General features: G+C 59.3%; 19 protein-coding genes and 1 pseudogene. 11 read left to right on the forward strand and 9 right to left on the reverse strand.

Annotated features, from left to right (window positions below):
* The first annotated feature begins 82 nt into the window (after positions 1 to 82).
* The 11 genes and pseudogenes from sctW to sctU all read left to right on the forward strand — a co-directional run bounded on the left by sctW (position 83) and on the right by sctU (position 10,224).
* A complete protein-coding gene (gene sctW, locus FIV39_RS00190; protein WP_090409685.1) occupies positions 83 to 1,147 on the forward strand; it encodes a type III secretion system gatekeeper subunit SctW in 1,065 nt (354 codons plus the stop codon).
* Positions 1,144 to 3,237 carry a type III secretion system export apparatus subunit SctV gene (gene sctV / locus FIV39_RS00195; RefSeq protein ID WP_090409683.1) on the forward strand — a complete coding sequence of 698 codons (2,094 nt, stop codon included), beginning with the start codon at positions 1,144 to 1,146 and terminating at the stop codon, positions 3,235 to 3,237. Before sctW ends, sctV begins: the two co-directional genes overlap by 4 nt.
* A 34-nt stretch (positions 3,238 to 3,271) precedes the next feature.
* A pseudogene (locus tag FIV39_RS00200) lies at positions 3,272 to 4,175 on the forward strand (FHA domain-containing protein).
* Positions 4,172 to 5,530, forward strand: coding sequence for a FliI/YscN family ATPase (locus tag FIV39_RS00205; protein WP_090409681.1), 1,359 nt, complete (start codon positions 4,172 to 4,174; stop codon positions 5,528 to 5,530). The pseudogene FIV39_RS00200 and the gene FIV39_RS00205 overlap by 4 nt, the downstream one beginning before the upstream one ends.
* Positions 5,517 to 5,945: a type III secretion system stalk subunit SctO gene (sctO, locus tag FIV39_RS00210; RefSeq protein WP_090409679.1), complete on the forward strand. Its 429-nt coding sequence runs from the start codon at positions 5,517 to 5,519 to the stop codon at positions 5,943 to 5,945. Before FIV39_RS00205 ends, sctO begins: the two co-directional genes overlap by 14 nt.
* Entirely contained in the window at positions 5,942 to 6,403 is a 462-nt protein-coding gene (locus FIV39_RS00215) for a type III secretion system HrpP C-terminal domain-containing protein (RefSeq protein WP_090409677.1), read from the forward strand. The genes sctO and FIV39_RS00215 overlap by 4 nt, the downstream gene beginning before the upstream one ends.
* Positions 6,397 to 7,410, forward strand: coding sequence for a FliM/FliN family flagellar motor switch protein (locus tag FIV39_RS00220; RefSeq protein ID WP_090409675.1), 1,014 nt, complete (start codon positions 6,397 to 6,399; stop codon positions 7,408 to 7,410). The genes FIV39_RS00215 and FIV39_RS00220 overlap by 7 nt, the downstream gene beginning before the upstream one ends.
* Positions 7,407 to 8,060 (forward strand): type III secretion system export apparatus subunit SctR, encoded by a 654-nt coding sequence (gene sctR, locus FIV39_RS00225; RefSeq protein ID WP_090409673.1) that lies wholly within the window; start codon positions 7,407 to 7,409, stop codon positions 8,058 to 8,060. Before FIV39_RS00220 ends, sctR begins: the two co-directional genes overlap by 4 nt.
* A gap of 7 nt (positions 8,061 to 8,067) precedes the next feature.
* Positions 8,068 to 8,331 carry a type III secretion system export apparatus subunit SctS gene (gene sctS / locus FIV39_RS00230; protein WP_090409671.1) on the forward strand — a complete coding sequence of 88 codons (264 nt, stop codon included), beginning with the start codon at positions 8,068 to 8,070 and terminating at the stop codon, positions 8,329 to 8,331.
* A 10-nt stretch (positions 8,332 to 8,341) separates the two neighbouring features.
* Complete coding sequence (sctT, locus tag FIV39_RS00235) at positions 8,342 to 9,130, forward strand: type III secretion system export apparatus subunit SctT (RefSeq protein ID WP_090409669.1); 789 nt, start codon at positions 8,342 to 8,344, stop codon at positions 9,128 to 9,130.
* Positions 9,127 to 10,224, forward strand: a complete 1,098-nt coding sequence (gene sctU / locus FIV39_RS00240) for a type III secretion system export apparatus subunit SctU (protein WP_090409667.1) — start codon at positions 9,127 to 9,129, stop codon at positions 10,222 to 10,224. The genes sctT and sctU overlap by 4 nt, the downstream gene beginning before the upstream one ends.
* On the opposite strand, the gene FIV39_RS00245 is transcribed toward sctU, so the two are convergent.
* The 9 genes from FIV39_RS00245 to FIV39_RS00285 all read right to left on the reverse strand — a co-directional run bounded on the left by FIV39_RS00245 (position 10,225) and on the right by FIV39_RS00285 (position 16,009).
* Positions 10,225 to 10,575, reverse strand: coding sequence for a transcriptional regulator (locus FIV39_RS00245; RefSeq protein ID WP_090410152.1), 351 nt, complete (start codon positions 10,573 to 10,575; stop codon positions 10,225 to 10,227).
* 11 nt (positions 10,576 to 10,586) lie between these two features.
* Entirely contained in the window at positions 10,587 to 10,790 is a 204-nt protein-coding gene (gene hrpT / locus FIV39_RS00250; protein ID WP_090409665.1) for an HrpT family type III secretion system protein, read from the reverse strand.
* Positions 10,787 to 12,880 carry a type III secretion system outer membrane ring subunit SctC gene (gene sctC / locus FIV39_RS00255; protein ID WP_090409663.1) on the reverse strand — a complete coding sequence of 698 codons (2,094 nt, stop codon included), beginning with the start codon at positions 12,878 to 12,880 and terminating at the stop codon, positions 10,787 to 10,789. Before sctC ends, hrpT begins: the two co-directional genes overlap by 4 nt.
* Before the next feature lie 15 nt (positions 12,881 to 12,895).
* A complete protein-coding gene (locus FIV39_RS00260) occupies positions 12,896 to 13,303 on the reverse strand; it encodes a CesT family type III secretion system chaperone (RefSeq protein WP_090409662.1) in 408 nt (135 codons plus the stop codon).
* A complete protein-coding gene (locus tag FIV39_RS00265; protein ID WP_090409660.1) occupies positions 13,290 to 13,508 on the reverse strand; it encodes a hypothetical protein in 219 nt (72 codons plus the stop codon). The genes FIV39_RS00260 and FIV39_RS00265 overlap by 14 nt, the downstream gene beginning before the upstream one ends.
* A 119-nt stretch (positions 13,509 to 13,627) precedes the next feature.
* Positions 13,628 to 14,206 (reverse strand): type III secretion system stator protein SctL, encoded by a 579-nt coding sequence (gene sctL / locus FIV39_RS00270; protein ID WP_090409658.1) that lies wholly within the window; start codon positions 14,204 to 14,206, stop codon positions 13,628 to 13,630.
* On the reverse strand, positions 14,124 to 14,555 hold the full coding sequence (locus tag FIV39_RS32935) for a hypothetical protein (RefSeq protein ID WP_186731503.1): 432 nt from the start codon (positions 14,553 to 14,555) through the stop codon (positions 14,124 to 14,126). The genes sctL and FIV39_RS32935 overlap by 83 nt, the downstream gene beginning before the upstream one ends.
* 217 nt (positions 14,556 to 14,772) lie before the next feature.
* The gene (sctJ, locus tag FIV39_RS00280; RefSeq protein WP_090409656.1) at positions 14,773 to 15,558 is read right to left on the reverse strand and encodes a type III secretion system inner membrane ring lipoprotein SctJ; all 786 of its coding nucleotides are present in this window, start codon (positions 15,556 to 15,558) and stop codon (positions 14,773 to 14,775) included.
* A gap of 7 nt (positions 15,559 to 15,565) precedes the next feature.
* A complete protein-coding gene (locus tag FIV39_RS00285) occupies positions 15,566 to 16,009 on the reverse strand; it encodes a hypothetical protein (protein WP_143513911.1) in 444 nt (147 codons plus the stop codon).
* Positions 16,010 to 16,011: the final 2 nt, after the last annotated feature.

A 16,011-nucleotide genomic window follows, 5' to 3' on the forward strand; every position in this document is an offset into this window, starting at 1 on the left:
TCGTTGTGCGAGCGAATTTCGATGGAACCGTATGGGAGGGCGTTGCCACACAGGTACACACTCTTCCTGTACTGGCGTGTCCATGAAAGTTGACCCCCACAACGATGTGCAAGCAGTCCGCCCTTTGGATCAAGCAGTTGTTAGCCATACCTCAGCGCCTGCGTCCGCGAAGGGCGTTGATGAGCTTGCCGATCTGTTCAGCCAGGAGGTGGGGTTAAACAGTCAGGAGTTGATGAAGCGGAAGGTGGAGGTGCGCGTGCCTCCAACCGAGCAGTTTTTGCAGCTTTATGATCAGTTGGGCTATCCGGCCCGGGCGACCCTGGCTTCCGTTTCACTACGCATCAGAATGCAATTGCTGCGCAGACCCAGTGTCGAAAAATTGCTGGCCCTGGCGGGAGGGGACCCGGCATGTGCGTATGTGGTGCTCAAGCATGTGGAGGCTCAGGCAGACAGCGAGGTACGTCAGCCCGAGGCCGCGTTGGCACGCGATGCCATTGCCAGGCTTGAAGTCCGTTTCAAAGGGCAAATCCAGGCAGGCCTGAACATTGCCGTGGCCTTGCAGGGGGCTGGGGTTGACCCGCAGGAACGCCAGGCGCTGCGTGTGCTGTATTACGCGAGCGTGGCCCCGCGCCAGTCCCTGACGACGATGATGCAGGCGTTGCTGGGTGTGTACGGTAGCGAGCGGCTCCACATTGGGCTCAATGCGATGAGTAAGGCTTTGGCGGATAACCTTGCGGTCCTGGAGACGTCAATGCCCACGCCGTTGTTGCGCACTTTGCTGCTGGGGCTGCAAAGCTGCAAGCAGTTGAGCACAGTGTTAGCGGGCTGCAGTGAGGTGATTAAGCGCTTGGGCATCGAGCATGACGCAGTAGGCCTGTTGCAGCGTGTGCTGGCGTACGCCGGCAGCGGCATCGAGACTACTGAGGCCCTGCGACTGGGGAATGATCTGGGTGGTGGTCAGTCCCAGAAGCAACTGGGCGCCCTCCAAGTGCTTTACCCGTTGTTCCAGCAGTTGCCCTTGGCCTGGTGGTCTGACAGTCAAGTACGTCGGGAGACCCTGTCTCGGCTGGTGATCGTGGTGGATGAGCTGGATCGGCACTTGCGCGGGCCCACACGGTTTGCCGGCGAGCCGAGGACCATGACGTGACCGCTCTGTCGGCCATCAACCGTGTGCTGCTCAAAGTGGCACAGCGCGCCGAGGTATTGGGTGCCGTGGTGGTCATGGCCATCATCTTTATCTTTATCGTGCCGCTGCCCACCTGGCTGGTGGATATTCTGATCGCCCTCAATATTTGCATTTCGTGTCTGCTGATCGTTCTTGCACTTTACCTGCCGGGTCCCCTGGCGTTTTCGTCGTTCCCGTCGATCCTGTTGTTGACCACCATGTTTCGTCTGGCCCTGTCGATTGCGACCACGCGTCTGATCCTGCTGGAGCAAGACGCCGGTGACATCGTCGAAGCCTTCGGCAATTTTGTGGTCGGAGGCAATCTGGCGGTGGGGATGGTGATTTTCCTGATCCTGACATTGGTCAACTTCCTGGTGATCACCAAAGGCTCGGAACGGGTTGCCGAGGTCGCGGCGCGCTTCAGCCTGGATGCGATGCCAGGCAAGCAGATGTCCATCGACAGCGATTTGCGTGCCGGCCTGATTGACGGCACGCAAGCGCGGGACAAGCGCGAGCAGTTGTCTCGTGAGAGCCAATTGTTCGGCGCCATGGATGGGGCCATGAAGTTCGTCAAGGGAGACGCTATCGCGGGGTTGATCATCGTCGTGGTCAACCTGTTGGGTGGTTTCTCTACAGGCATGTTTCAGCACGGTTTGAGTGCTGCCGATTCGATGGCGTTGTATTCGGTGCTGACCATCGGCGATGGCCTGATTGCGCAGATTCCGGCGCTGCTGATCTCCCTGACTGCCGGCATGATCATCACCCGCGTGGCGCCGGAGGGACGCAAGGGTGTCAGTAACATGGGCGCCGAAATTGCACGGCAAATGACCAGCGAGCCCAAGAGCTGGATGATCGCTTCGGTGGGGATGCTCGCGTTTGCGATAGTGCCCGGTATGCCTACCGGGGTATTTGTCCTTATTTCGCTGATAACCGGCTCCCTCGGGTATTACCTGCTGCGCCAGCGTCAACGAGAAGCAGAGCCCGCGTCCGAAACGGCCGACGTCGTTCGTGCCGAAGATAACGGGAGCGAGGACTTGCGCGGGTTTGATCCGTCGCGCCCCTACCTGTTGCAGTTCTCCCCGGTTATGCGTGGGGCGCCTGAGATGACGGAGCTTATTCATGGGATTCGCCAGGTCCGAAATGCGTTGGTTACCAACATAGGCCTGACCCTGCCGCCATTCGAAGTCGAACTCGATGATGTGCTGGCCGGCGACGAAATGCGTTTCTGTGTGTATGAAGTGCCGATGGTCAAGGCATCGATTGTCAACCATCTGGCCGTTGAGCGTAACGCGTTGATGGTTGAACCTGAGCACGGAATGCCTGGGCTGGCTGAGCGTGATGAACAGCGTTGGGTCTGGCTGGCCCCGGATGATCCACTGCTCGATGACCCGCAATTGGAGCGCTTCACTGCGACAAGTCTGATCATCGAACGCATGAAGCAGGCCATGATGCTCAGCGCGCCGCAGTTCCTGGGGATCCAGGAGAGCAAGTCGATCCTCAGCTGGCTGGAGCACAACCAGCCGGAACTGGTGCAGGAACTGCAGCGAATCATGCCGCTGTCGCGTTTTTCGGCGGTGTTGCAACGCTTGGCCAGCGAAGGGGTGCCGCTGCGGGCCGTGCGGCTGATTGTCGAATCGCTGATCGAATATGGCCAGCATGAGCGTGAACCCGAAGCCCTGGCCGACTACGCGCGTATTGCACTCAAGGCGCAGATTTTCCACCAGTACAGCGAGGCCGACGGCCTGCATGCCTGGCTGCTGTCACCGCAAACTGAAAACGTCCTGCGCGAGGCACTGCGCCAGACCCAGACCGGGGTGTTTTTCGCGCTTGACGACGACCACAGCGCTGCGTTGATCAACCTGCTCAACCAGGCCTTTCCCTTGCGGGCCAAGAGCAAGAGTGTGCTGTTGGTCGCGCAGGACCTGCGTAGCCCCCTGCGTACCTTGCTGCTGGAAGAGTTCAATCATGTCCCGGTGCTGTCGTTTGCCGAGTTGGGAAGCTCCGCGAAGGTCAAAGTGCTGGGGCGCATTGACCTGGGGCAGGACGAACTGATGCGTGGTGCGGCGGCATGAGCATTTGGCCATGGCCAGCGTGGAGGTTTCGATGATGTTTGAGCTGAGGGTGCTTGATGGTCTGCGCCAGGGCGCCGCGTTGCCGTTGTTTGGGGAGCAGTGGAGCATTGGCGCTCACCCGGAAGCAGACCTGATGTTGAATGACCCTGGAGTCGTCGAGCAGCATGCGCGCCTGCAGTTTATCTGCGCCAACTGGTTAGTGCAGGCCGAAGCCGGGCTGTTGCGAGACGCCGAAGGCCGGGTACTGGCGCAGATCACTAGCCTGGCGCTGAACACAACGTTTTCACTGGGGGGGGGTGCGTCTGTGCGTCACCTTGGCGGAGCAGCCTTGGCCCCAGCAGCTGGTCGCCCCTGAGGCGGTATCGCCGCCAACGCCCCATGAATCTGCGCAAACGATGACGTTATCGTCAATCTCGCACTTGCAGCAAAAGCGCCTCATCAGCCTGGTGTTGGTGGTAACGGCAATCCTTGTGGGAGTGGGCATGATCTCCACAGGGGAGCGTGAGGTACAGGCTTCTCTGATACCGCCCGTGGTTCAGAAGCAGGAATTGGCCTCGTCTTTTGAGGTCCGCCAGCAGTTGTTGAAGATGCTCAAGGAGCGTGAGTTGAGTCAGCGGGTGACCTTGCAACTGATTAATGACCAGGTCGCGCTCAGTGGGGATGTCTCCCAGGACGAGGTGGAACTGGTAGCGCGCATGCTCAGCCGTTTTGGTGAGCAATTTCACAGCACGGTGCCGGTGATCAGCCGTGTGCGTGTGCACGATCGCGAACTGCCGTTCAGGATTGTGCAGATCGTCGGCGGACCGAACGGCCATGTGGTGCTGGAAGAGGGCGGCCGACTGTTTTTGGGGGACGAAGTGGAGGGGCTGCGACTGGTGCTGATCGAAAACGGCAAGGTGGTCTTCGAGGGTGAACAGCGTTACGAGGTGCACTGGTGAGTGCAGAGCTGCAAGCCCGTCTCCAGGCCTGGCAGCAGCGTCAGGCCCAGTCACTGGCCAGCTTTGCGCCGGTGACGATGCGCGGCCGAATCCAGCGCGTCAACGGCATGCTGCTGCAGTGCCGGTTGCCCCAGGCGCGTATCGGTGACTTGTGTCAGGTGGAAAAAAAACCGGGCGACTACATGCTCGCCGAGATCATCGGCTTCGATCAGCAGGACGCGGTGCTCAGTGCCCTGGGTAATTTGGAGGGCGTGGGCGTCGGTGCCGGAGTGGAGCGCCTTGGGGTATCGCATCGCGTGCAGGTCAGCGAGGCACTGTTGGGTCAGGTGCTGGATGGCTTCGGACGATCGATTACGGGGCAGGGCGTGAGTGCGTTTGTCGAGGCTGACCTGCCGGATACCAGCGCGGTGTTGTGTGAAGCACCGTTGCCCACCGATCGGCCGCGGATCAACCGAGCGCTGGCCACAGGCGTGCGTTCGATCGATGGGTTGCTGACACTCGGCGAGGGTCAGCGTGTGGGTCTGTTCGCCGGCGCCGGCTGCGGCAAGACCACCTTGCTGGCCGAGATCGCTCGTAACGTCGAGTGCGATGTCATCGTGTTCGGCCTGATCGGCGAGCGGGGGCGGGAGCTGCGTGAGTTTCTCGACCATGAGCTGGATGAACAGCTGCGCGCCAAAGCAGTGCTGGTGTGTGCCACCTCCGATCGATCCAGCATGGAGCGCGCCCGTGCCGCGTTCACGGCCACCGCCTTGGCGGAAGGGTTTCGGCGCAAGGGGAAACGGGTATTGCTGTTGATTGACTCCCTGACCCGCTTCGCCAGGGCCCAGCGCGAAATCGGCCTGGCCGCCGGCGAACCCTTGGGGCGCGGAGGTTTGCCGCCGTCGGTCTACAGCCTGTTACCACGGCTGGTGGAGCGTGCCGGGTTGACGCGTGACGGCGTGATCACGGCGATCTATACGGTGCTGATTGAGCAGGACTCCATGAACGATCCGGTAGCCGATGAGGTTCGCTCGCTGCTCGATGGGCATATCGTGCTGTCACGCAAATTGGCCGAGCGTGGGCACTACCCGGCGGTGGATGTGTTGGCGAGCCTTTCACGGATCTTGAGCAACGTCGCAGAACCTGCGGATATCCAGGCGGGTACGGCGTTGCGACGTTTGTTGTCGGCGTATCAGCAGATTGAGCTGATGCTCAAGCTGGGGGAGTACCAATCCGGCAGCGATGCCCTGACCGATTTGGCGGTAGACAGTCGTCAGGCGATCGATGGTTTCCTGCGCCAGGACCTGCGTGAGCCTACGCCGATGTTGACGACGCTGGAGCAGCTTAAGGATCTGACGTCCCATGTCCCATTCTGATGTGCTTCTCGGTGAGGTCGAGACGCTGCGGCGCCTGCGCAGGCATCGGGCAGACCGGGCCGAGCGCGCGCTGCGTGAGGCGAAGCGCGCCCAGCAGAGCCTGCTCGCACACATCCAGCAGGCAAAGGATGCGCTTGAGCAGACTCAGCAGGAGGAGGCCCGACAAAGTGCTCAATTGCTCAGCCAGCACCAAGGCCAGGTTTTGACCCTGAAGGCCTTGAACTCCTGGGGAACGCAGGAGCGCTCCCTATGTGCCAGTACCCAGCGGGAGCTGAACCAGCTGGAGGCATTGCGCAGCCAGCAGGGTGAAAGGGACAGCCGTGTTGGCAGCGCCCAGAAACAGGTTACCGAGTGCCTCCGGCAGGTGGAAAAACTTCAGGAGTTATCCCTTTTACTTGCTCAGGAGCCGATATGACCCAGGTTTCAAATAAACCCACTGACGGGCCGCGCCGGCGTGAGCCGCAGGATGAGCGTGAGCGGGGGGCCACGGGAGGAGTGTCCATGGAATTCGGGAGATTATTCGCTCAGCTGTATACAGAAGACGTTGGAGGCACTGGGGCGGGGGCTTCCTTGTCGGGCAAGAAGGCGTCGGCCGGTATAACCCTGATCGAGGCACTTGCCGAACAACTGGCGCCTCGTGTACAGGCCGCTTCGCAGTGGCCGTTGCAGGCGGTGTTGTACTTGCCCCGCCTGGGACGGATCAATGCCAGCGTGCGCCGTGAACAGGGCGCCTGGACGATCGAGCTGGAGGCGGAACAGAACGAGACGGCGCGTTGGCTCAACGGTGTACGCCAACAGTGTGAGGATCGATTCGCAGGAGCGCTGGGGCTGCCAGTGAGCCTGCGTCTGCGCTGCATCGGTTGCGCATGCTGATGCCGCTGCTGACATTTCCCTTGATTAATGGCGATACAGTTGCCGCACGCCGTCGACTGGGGCGCGGCTTGCGCTTGCCGTTTCAGGTCGCCGGGCAGGACGGCGAGTTGCTGCTTGAGCCCGGGCGTGCCCCTGACGGGGGCCAGGCGGTCTGCTTTGAGACGGAGTGTGGCGTCCTGGCGTTGGCTGAAGCAGGGCCTTTGCTCAGTCTGTTGGGCGAATGCCCGGTGACCCTGGCCCCGTCCGGCAACGATCCTGAATCGTGGTTCTGGGCGTTGTACCAGCACCACATGAGTCCCCAGGTGCGGGCGCTGCTGGGCTATGTGCGCTTGCTGGAAACTGATCGACCCAAGGGGTTTGGCTGCCGGGTCAACGTAACCCTGGGGTCGTCCCAAATCGAAGGTTACATGTGGCTGGCTCCCGAAAGCTTCCTGGCGTTGTGCGAGGCAGGGCCCTGGCGCGCCACCGCTGCTGCGTTGCCGGCGTCGTTTCACCTGGCAATTGCCGTGACACTGGGGCGCGTTCCGTTACAGATTGCGCAGGCGCGCAACCTGCGCACCGGTGATGTGCTGCTACTTGGCCCGAGTTTTTTTTCAGTTCGGGGCAACGGCTACGTGCAGCTTGGCGGGCAGCGGTTGCATGGCTGCATTGACGATGACACCGGACCGTTGTGTCTGACGCTTACTTCTATCGAGGACACGTCCGTGGACGAAGATTTTGCAGTACCCCATCACTCGGGGCCTGAGGATGATAAACCTGTGGAGGATGTATTTGGCCCTGAGCCATTCGATGAGTTGAGCATGGCGCTGAATGTGCGATGTGGAACGCTGAGTCTTACCCTTGGGGAGTTGCGTAACCTCTCGCCCGGCACGGTACTGGGTATTGCCGGTTACGCTCCCGGCATGGCGGGTCTTTTTTACGGCGACCGGCCCATTGGCGAGGGGCAATTGGTAGAAGTTGACGGGCGCCTTGGTTTGCAGTTGTCTCGTGTGCTGTTCGGCCGATGATCCTTCAAGGCTTAGACCCGATAGTTCTGGCGGTCATTCTGGCGACGCTGTCTTTGCTGCCCATGCTGTTGATCATCTGCACAGCGTTTTTGAAGATTGTCATTGTGCTGATGATTACGCGCAACGCCATCGGTGTGCAGCAGGTACCGCCAAGCATGGCCATCAACGCCATAGCGCTGGCGGCCACGCTGTTCATCATGGCACCAGTGGGTTACGAGATCGCCGAGAGCGTCAAGGTCTCGCCCCTGGACATGAGTAACGTGCAAATGTTTCTGCAGACGGGCAATGAGGCCATCAAACCGTTGCGTGCATTCATGCTGCGCAATGTGGATCCGGATGTACTGACGCATCTGCTGGATAACACCGCGCGCCTGTGGCCCGAGCAAATGGCGCAGGAGGTGCAACGCGAAGACCTTATCCTGCTGATTCCTGCGTTCGTGTTGTCGCAATTGCAGGCAGGGTTCGAGATCGGCTTCCTGATCTATATCCCCTTTATCGTGATCGACCTGATTGTCTCCAACCTGCTGCTGGCGCTGGGCATGCAAATGGTCTCGCCGATGACCATTTCCCTGCCGCTCAAATTGCTGTTGTTCGTGTTGGTGTCGGGCTGGTCGCGCTTGCTCGACAGCCTGTTCCTTTCCTATCTCTGAGTGGCGTATGGAACCGATCATGCTGTTCAAGCAAGGCATGCTGCTGGTGGTGGTGCTGTCGGCGCCACCGTTGATTGTCGCGGTGTTGGTGGGGGTGCTGACGTCCCTGGTGCAAGCGCTGATGCAGATACAAGACCAGACGCTACCCTTTGGCATCAAGCTGGTGGCGGTCGGGGTCACACTGATCCTGACCGGGCGTTGGATTGGCATGGAGTTGATTCAACTGATCAACATGACCTTCGAAATGATCGGCCGATCGGCCCTGAACTGAGGTCTCGCCTGTGCTGCTTTATCTCGACTACCTGCCAAGCCTGGTTATCGGCATGGCGCGTATCTACCCCTGTGGGATCCTGGTGGCGGCGTTCTGTTTCCAGCATATACGTGGCATGCCCAGGCACGTCCTTGTGATGGTCATGGCACTGATGCCCGCGCCGGGCATTCATGCGGCGTTGGAGGGCCAGGACTACTCCGCGCTGATACTCGGTGCGCTGATACTCAAGGAGGTGGCATTGGGGTTGCTGCTGGGCGTGTTGTTGGCGATGCCGTTCTGGCTGTTCGAATCGGTGGGCGCGCTGCTGGATAACCAGCGTGGAGCCTTGGCCGGAGGTCAGCTCAACCCTTCGCTGGGGCCGGATGCGACGCCGATTGGGCATATGTTCAAGCAACTGGCGATTTTTCTGTTGATGGCCACTCTGGGGTTAGGCGCGTTGACCCAGGTGATCTGGGACAGTTACCTGATCTGGCCGCCCACCGTGTGGTTTCCACTCCCGGCGCCTAACGGCATGAGCGTATTTCTCGGCCTGCTTGGCGACACCTTCACGCATATGATGCTCTACGCTGCGCCCTTTATCGCGGTGCTGCTGTTGCTGGAATTCGGCATCGCTCTGTTGGGGGTCTACAGTCAGCAGCTGCAGGTGAGTACGTTGGCGCCACCGGTCAAGTGCCTGGCAGGGATCGGTATTCTGCTGTTGTACTTTGCGCTGCTGCAGGACCTGATCGTTGGTCGTATGGGCCAGTTGAGTGACCTGAAGCATTCGCTGGGTCTTTTATTCAAGGCCCCGATGCCATGAGTGACTCGGGGGAAAAAAAGCACCCGGCGTCAGCCAAGAAGCTGCGTGACCAGCGCAAGAAAGGCCAGGTCGCTCAAAGTCAGGATGTGGCCAAGTTACTGGTGCTGACAGCCATCAGTGAGATCGCCTTGTTCACCGCCGATACCAGCTTGCAACGCTTCCAGCAATTGATGGTGCTGCCGATCTCACGCCTGAACCAGCCCTTTGTGCGGGCTCTGGAAGAAGTACTGTTTGAAGGGTTAGTGGTGTTTTTCTCATTCGGCCTGCTGATGGCCGGTGTGACGATTGCCACGAAACTGATCGCCAGTTGGATGCAGTTCGGATTGCTGTTTGCCCCCGAGACACTGAAACTCGATTTCAATCGCCTCAACCCGGTCAACCAATTTAAGCAATTTTTTTCTGCCCAGTCGCTGATGAATCTGTTGATGAGCATCGCCAAAGCGTTTCTCTTGGGGCTGATTGTGTACGTAGTGGTCTGGCCCTTTCTTGAGACGTTGATCAACCTGGCAAACAGCGATCTGCAAAGTTACCTCCAGGCGTTGATTGCGCTGTTCCGCTACCTGCTGCATGCCTGTCTTGGGTTATTACTGGTACTGGCCCTCATCGACTTTACGTTGCAGAAGCACTTCTTCGCCAAGCGCATGCGCATGACCCAGGTTGAACTCGTCAAAGAGTACAAGGACATGGAGGGCGACCCGCATGTGAAGGGCCAGCGCCGCGCGTTGGCGCATCAGTTGGCCCAGGAAGAACCGAAGGTCAAACTGCGCAAGCTGGAGGAGGCCGATATGCTGGTGGTCAACCCGACCCACTTTGCTGTCGCCCTGTATTACCGCCCCGGCGAGACGCCGCTTCCGCTGCTGGTCAGCAAAGGCACGGACGACGACGCCCGCCAGTTGATTGCGCAGGCGAAGGCCGCCGAGGTGCCGGTCATCCAATGCGTGTGGCTGGCCCGCTTGCTCTATACCAAAGCGTTGGGCACAAGCATTCCTCGCGAAACCCTGCAGGCTGTGGCTCTGATCTACCGCACCTTGCGTGAGCTCGATGATGAGGCCAAGCGCGAGACTCTGGAGTTGCCGGAGTTGGAGCGGCGCTGATCAACAGCTGGCGCGTGCGTCCAGGGCTTCGAGATTGGCCAGCGACAGCATCCGGCTGAGGGTTCTGTCGAGCGCTTCGTGCGATGCCGACAGCGCGTGCCAGATCACCAGGGCATTCTGAGCGTCGAGGTAGATAAAACAGCCGTCGAATAGCACGGCCAGCTCAAAGCGTCGTTCCAACACCCGCCGCAATTGCCCGGCTTGCAACGCTTCACGGGCGATGTGCAAGGCCAGGCCCGGACGCTTGCCGGCGTGCAGTGCACAGGCCTTGATACCAGGAGCGAGTGTCAGGTGAGCGGCAGCGCCACTCACCAGATTGTCCAGAAATACCTGGCGTTGATTGTCGGGCATTTCCTGGAGGCTCATCGTTCCAGCGATATAGTCTGGTAGTCTGCCCGTTCCCCGGATGGGCCAGGCTCGGCGCGCATCTGCGGTGGCCACCAGATCACCATTTTGTCTTTGCTCGATTGCGGGCGTGAGCAGGAATCGCCCTTGCAGGTAGGTGTGCAGCCGGCGACGAGCAGTGCCGTACCGATCAGGGTGACGCACAGTAAGCGGTGTTTCATGGCGTGGCCTTCTGAGTTGGAGTAATCAAGGAGGGACGGGGCACGCTGAGGTGTTCATCCTTCACCACCGGGCGCATGGCGATAAATACCTCGGCTTCTTCACCCGGCTTGAGCCAGGCATGCGGCCACACGCTGACGGCCAGGGTCTGCGAGTTGCTGCATTCCTTTTCATCGATACGCACGTGGCGGTTGAAGTTGTTGCGCAGTACCACCACTGCCACGTTGAACTCAGGGCCCGCATACCATTGGCTGCGCTCGGTGTTCAGCGCGAGCAAGTCGCGGGTACTGCACAATGTGTCCAGCCCCAGAGGTATCGGCGCCTCCTTGAAGGCCTTGGGCACTTGCCCGCTGACCAGGTGCGCCAGGGTACTGATGATATTGCTGCGCTTGATCTCGGGTTCGTGAGCGCTGAAGCGCCGCGCCAATGGTGCGAGGGCTGCCTGCAGTTCGGCCTGTTCGGCTTGGGGCAGGTAGCGTGATGGGTCTGCTTGATCACCAATGACGCGCGGGGTGAGGATGAACAGGCGTTCACGCCGATTGTTCTGCCGTTCGGTCGAGGAGAAAAGCATATTGCCGAGCAGCGGGATATCACCCAGCAGAGGCACCTTGTTGCGCTTGTCGCTGCTTTCGGTGACGTGAAAACCACCGACCACCAACGAACGCTTTTCCGCCATGACCGCCTGCGTGCTGACCTTGCCCCGGCGTACATCAAGATTGCCGGGGGTGAGGTTGGTTTCGTCGAAGTTGCCATCCTCAATATCCACCGCCAGATGAATCTGATGGCTGCCACGGCTGGTGATGACTCGCGGGACAACCTGGAAACTGGTGCCCACGGTGACCGGTAAAATCGTTGCATTTTCCCGGCCGGGCGTCAGGTATTGGGTGCGGTTGAAGTCGATGACTGCCGGTTGGTTTTCCAGCGTGAGTACGGAGGGGTTGGAGACCATGCTCGCGAGTCCCTGCGCTTCCAGTGCGCGTATATCCGCGTAGAAACGCTCGCGGTTTTCAATCGATACCTGCGACGAGGTACCCGGTGCCATATTGACGCCGCCGCGGAACCGGCTGTTTTGAAACCCCCAATTCACCCCAAACTCGCGTAATTGCGTGCGCTCGATATCGAGAATGATCGCGTCGATTTCCACCAGCTTGCGCGCGACATCGAGTTGAGTGATCAGGTCGCGGTACATGGCCTGACGGTCCGGCAGGTCATAGATCAGTACAGCGTTATTGCGCACATCGGCTTCGACGCGAATCCTGTTGGTCGAGGTCGGAGCTCGCGGGGTGATTGTGTGAGGCGCGTCCATCTGCCCGGCGTTAGCGTTTGCACCCAGCATCTGCCCCAGTAAAGGGGTGTTCAATCGGGAGGAGGGCGGCATGAGGGGCGCGGGATTTGACGTGGAGCGTTGGTTCAGCCTGTCGAGGGTCGAGTTGGCGCGCGGCTCCAGCAACCCTTGTAGAATGCTGGCCACGCCCGGAATCGTGAGCTTCTCGCCGCGATAATCCACTTGGCGGTCCGTTGCATTGGCGAACTTAAGCGGGAAACTCAGCACACTCTGTTTTTCATCCAATGAGCGGCGCTGGCTGCTGAACTGTTTGATCTGTTCGATATAGTGTCGAGGGCCCGAAACGAGCACAACACCGTCCTCGGGCAACTCACCCCAACCGAAGCGGCTATCGAGCAGGCCAATATCGGTGAGAGCATGCTTAAGGTCGGCAATCGTCTCGGAAGAGACTTCCAGGCGCGCCGACTCTTGCTGGTCCAGGGTGCTGATATAGAGGGTGTTGCTGTACAGGTACCACTGGAAACGGTGTTCTACCCCCAGCCTGTCGAGCAATGACTGCGGGGTACTGGCGCGTATCTTGCCATTGACGCTGCCCTCCAGTGGGCCTTCGATTTGTAGTTGGGTACCAAAGGTATGGGCGAAGTCTTCGAGCACTTCGCGCAGGGACTTATTTTCGGCTTCATAGGCAAAGGCCGTGTTTTTCCATTCGGCGGGGATGGCTGCCCAAGCCTTTGGCGGCGGCGCCAGCAAAAAAGGTAGGGCCAGCAGACAGCACAAGCCGGTGCGTGCGTAGATGTTGTTATTCATGGCGAATTCTCGAATTCAGTGCGTCAGCGTCCGCAACGATTTAATGCTGCGCGGGGGCACAGTCGTGGTGAGGCGCGCGGATACGCTGCGCCAGGTATCACGTTGGTTGAGCAAGCTCTCCAGGGCGGCGAGCACGGTTGGCTGGCTGCACTGGCCTGGCAGGCGTTGGAGCAGCCACAGTTGCCCGCTTGCGGGCGCTTGCGCCAGCGCGCCCTGGTAGTGCTCAAGGCTTGACTGGCCCAGACGCAGCCAAGTGTGCAACGTGCGTATATCAGGGGGGGAACGGGTCAACTGGACGCGCAGCAACACATCCTGCGCGCTGGACTGGACATTGATTTCGTCGTCTGTTTCAAACAGCGTGGTGAGTTGATCACATCCGCTTGAACAGCCGGCTATTTGCTCGTGCCAGTCACTGAATCCCATCGATGACCACTTTGACTCTTTCGTTCAGAAAGTGTGTGAGGGTCGAAGTGGCAGTCATGCCGGAAGAGAGCTTGAGCTTTTCTTCGAATAAAGCGCTCATGGCCTCTTCGTGGTTTTGAGAGTCTACGCGGTTCTGTTCGAAGTGTTTTACGGTCCTGTCCAGTTGGCTGTAGAGCCTTGCTTGCAGGCGAGGGTCAAAAGTCATCGGTAGGTGTCTCCAGTTCCAGTGATTGATTCCTCTTGTGTGGCGACGGTGTTGTAACGGGTTCCCGCAACTGCGCTTTTATCGAAAAATAGCAAACAGCCACTTGACGAACAAAACCGTTATGAGGGCGGGGTTGGGAGCAACGTGCCGAGTGTGCTCTGCCAGTCGATATGGAAGTCGCCTTCGTCGGTTTCCAGGATCAGGGCCAGGGCGGTGACCTCGTCCTTGCAACGCAACGCCCAGGGCACGTAACTGTGCTGGTGGAGCCAGTGCTCTACCGCCGTCCGGTCTTGCGGGTTACACAGCAAGCATCCTTTGACCGCAGGCACTTGGCTGGCGAGCAGGTGTTTGAGCAGGACGGTGATACGTTGAGCGGGTGTTGCCTCATCGAGAAGGGTGCGAACGGCTGCCTGGGTTATGGACGCCGCGATGTGCTCTACGTTGTCACTCATGGCTTGGCGCTCCAGGTCCCAGCGCAGTAATTGGGCATTGGCTCGCTGCCAAAACTCCACGGATGCTTGTTCCAGCATCTTCTTACATTGGACCTCGGCCTGAAGAATAAGCGCCTGTGCTTGCGCCTCGGCGTTTTCAAGCAAATGACCGGCCTGGGCCAAATCAGCGAGCGTCTCTTTGGGAATGAGAGTAACGGGTAAGTTGGGGGCGCTTGCGTTCAACTCGATCTTGCGGACACAAAACATGGTCAGTTTTCTCGTAGAGGGACACGCTCAGGGTCGTTGTTCGTTGTTCGTTGTTCGTTGTCGAGATCGCGCGCCATATGGCTGCTTGCCACAGGGTATTCATGCGGCCGCTACTGTCGAGCAACCTGGGGTGTTGATCCAGCTCAAGTACCTGGCAACGGGAAAACCCCAACCGCAGCCGTTGCCAGACAGCGGGTTCAACCCAGGCGCGCAGGTAGTGCAGTGGCGCATCGGTGTCCACCGAAATCGGGTGAGGTGACAGCGCTTTGATCAAGCGTTGGCACCAGAGGTTTTGCTCGTCGTCCAGGAGGGTCTCCTGGCGTGGGTGGCAGACACCATTGACCAGCATGAGGGTGAGGTCCCGTTGGGCAGCATTAGCCTGAGCCAGCTGTAGCAGGGCAGGCGCGGGCGGCGGTGGTAGGCAAGGTCCAATCTGGAACAATGCGCTCAACCGTGCGTGATGGTGACGCGCGAGCGCTGTGGATAGGGTTAAGGCTGGGGTCGTTAGCCAGTCGGAATGAGCCTGTTCCCACGGGCACGCCCACCAATGTGCCCAGGCCAACTCTTCACTCATGGGCATTTGGGCGATCAGGCCCCGCTGGACGGGTAGGTTGTTGGCGCCTACGCCAGGATATCCAGGCAATACCTCCCAATACGGCGGCGATCAGCGGCGCGGCAACGCTGGTGCGCCAGAACCCAAGATCGTCTTCTGCTATTAGAAAAGGGCCGAAATAGACGAGCCTTTGTTGTTCCAGGTAAGCCACCGACGGCACAAAGACGACGGTAAGTTTTTGCGTGTTGTCCCCTGCCGTGCTCATTCCGGGGATACTGCTGGTCACAAGGCGGCGTACTCTGGCGGTGATATTGTCAGGGTCCAGACGCGGGTCATGTTTGATGAACACTGATGCGGCGGCTGGCTGCACCGGCTCGCCCGGTGCCACGCGTTCGGGGAGTACGACGTGCACGCGAGCAACAATTACCCCGTCGATGTTCGACAAGGTCGCTTCCAGTTCCTGAGACAGCGCATGAATGTAACGGGCGCGTTCCTCCAGCGGTGTGGAAATCACGCCCTCCTTACGAAATATATCTCCCAGCGTGGAGCGGGCCATCTTTGGCAGGCCCACGGCCTCGAGCGTGCGTACGGCACGGCTGATGTCTTGCTCCCTGATGCGGACAGTCACTCCATCCTTTGCCGGTACCTTTTGTGCGCGAATATGTTTATCGGCCAGTTCGGCAATGACTTCATTGGCCTCTTGCTCGGACAGCTGGCGATGGAGTTCAACACTTTCACCGCAGCCGCCCAGCATTAATGCCGACGATAAAAGTAGGGTGCTGGTTAGACGCCTGTACATGTTTGATCTACTGAAGGTTGGAGGTCTTCTCAATGAGTTGCACGCACTTGTTGATAATCTTGACCGACACGGCAAGTTGCTGATGGGATTCGGACAGGAACCTGGTAAGTTCCCGTGTCTCCTTGGTGTTTTTACTCAGGCTCAAGTCGCGCATGCCCTTGTTTATACCGTCCAACAATTTGCCCTGTCGTGTGGAACGATCAGCCAACAATGGCATGTCAATGGGGGATGTCGTGATGTTTCTGGGTGGTGCAGGGTTGTTCAGTTGGGATGCAAAGAAATCGACATCGGTGGTCTGATGGACTGGAGTGGATGTTTCGTTTTTGCGCAACCTCAGTGCCGCATCTGAAAAAACGTCTGTTCCGATCTGCATGTAATTCACCCTGAAATACAGTAAAAAAATTTGCCCAGTGACAGCCATCGCCAATGGGCATTGGCGATGGCGGTACATGA

Origin of the sequence: Pseudomonas grimontii (assembly GCF_007858185.1) — a bacterium.
GTDB classification, from domain to species: Bacteria; Pseudomonadota; Gammaproteobacteria; order Pseudomonadales; family Pseudomonadaceae; genus Aquipseudomonas; species Aquipseudomonas grimontii.

Excerpts from the sequence above, each read along its gene's own strand:
- sctU (WP_090409667.1), top strand. The coding sequence starts at position 9,127 with ATGAGTGACTCGGGGGAAAAAAAGCACCCGGCGTCAGCCAAGAAGCTG.
- sctJ (WP_090409656.1), bottom strand. The coding sequence starts at position 15,558 with ATGTACAGGCGTCTAACCAGCACCCTACTTTTATCGTCGGCATTAATG.
- FIV39_RS00285 (WP_143513911.1), bottom strand. The coding sequence starts at position 16,009 with ATGTACCGCCATCGCCAATGCCCATTGGCGATGGCTGTCACTGGGCAA.
- sctS (WP_090409671.1), top strand. The coding sequence starts at position 8,068 with ATGGAACCGATCATGCTGTTCAAGCAAGGCATGCTGCTGGTGGTGGTG.
- sctW (WP_090409685.1), top strand. The coding sequence starts at position 83 with ATGAAAGTTGACCCCCACAACGATGTGCAAGCAGTCCGCCCTTTGGAT.
- hrpT (WP_090409665.1), bottom strand. The coding sequence starts at position 10,790 with ATGAAACACCGCTTACTGTGCGTCACCCTGATCGGTACGGCACTGCTC.
- FIV39_RS00260 (WP_090409662.1), bottom strand. The coding sequence starts at position 13,303 with ATGGGATTCAGTGACTGGCACGAGCAAATAGCCGGCTGTTCAAGCGGA.
- sctL (WP_090409658.1), bottom strand. The coding sequence starts at position 14,206 with ATGTTTTGTGTCCGCAAGATCGAGTTGAACGCAAGCGCCCCCAACTTA.
- sctC (WP_090409663.1), bottom strand. The coding sequence starts at position 12,880 with ATGAATAACAACATCTACGCACGCACCGGCTTGTGCTGTCTGCTGGCC.
- FIV39_RS00265 (WP_090409660.1), bottom strand. The coding sequence starts at position 13,508 with ATGACTTTTGACCCTCGCCTGCAAGCAAGGCTCTACAGCCAACTGGAC.
- FIV39_RS00245 (WP_090410152.1), bottom strand. The coding sequence starts at position 10,575 with ATGCCCGACAATCAACGCCAGGTATTTCTGGACAATCTGGTGAGTGGC.
- sctR (WP_090409673.1), top strand. The coding sequence starts at position 7,407 with ATGATCCTTCAAGGCTTAGACCCGATAGTTCTGGCGGTCATTCTGGCG.
- FIV39_RS00220 (WP_090409675.1), top strand. The coding sequence starts at position 6,397 with ATGCTGATGCCGCTGCTGACATTTCCCTTGATTAATGGCGATACAGTT.
- sctO (WP_090409679.1), top strand. The coding sequence starts at position 5,517 with ATGTCCCATTCTGATGTGCTTCTCGGTGAGGTCGAGACGCTGCGGCGC.
- FIV39_RS32935 (WP_186731503.1), bottom strand. The coding sequence starts at position 14,555 with ATGCTGGTCAATGGTGTCTGCCACCCACGCCAGGAGACCCTCCTGGAC.
- FIV39_RS00215 (WP_090409677.1), top strand. The coding sequence starts at position 5,942 with ATGACCCAGGTTTCAAATAAACCCACTGACGGGCCGCGCCGGCGTGAG.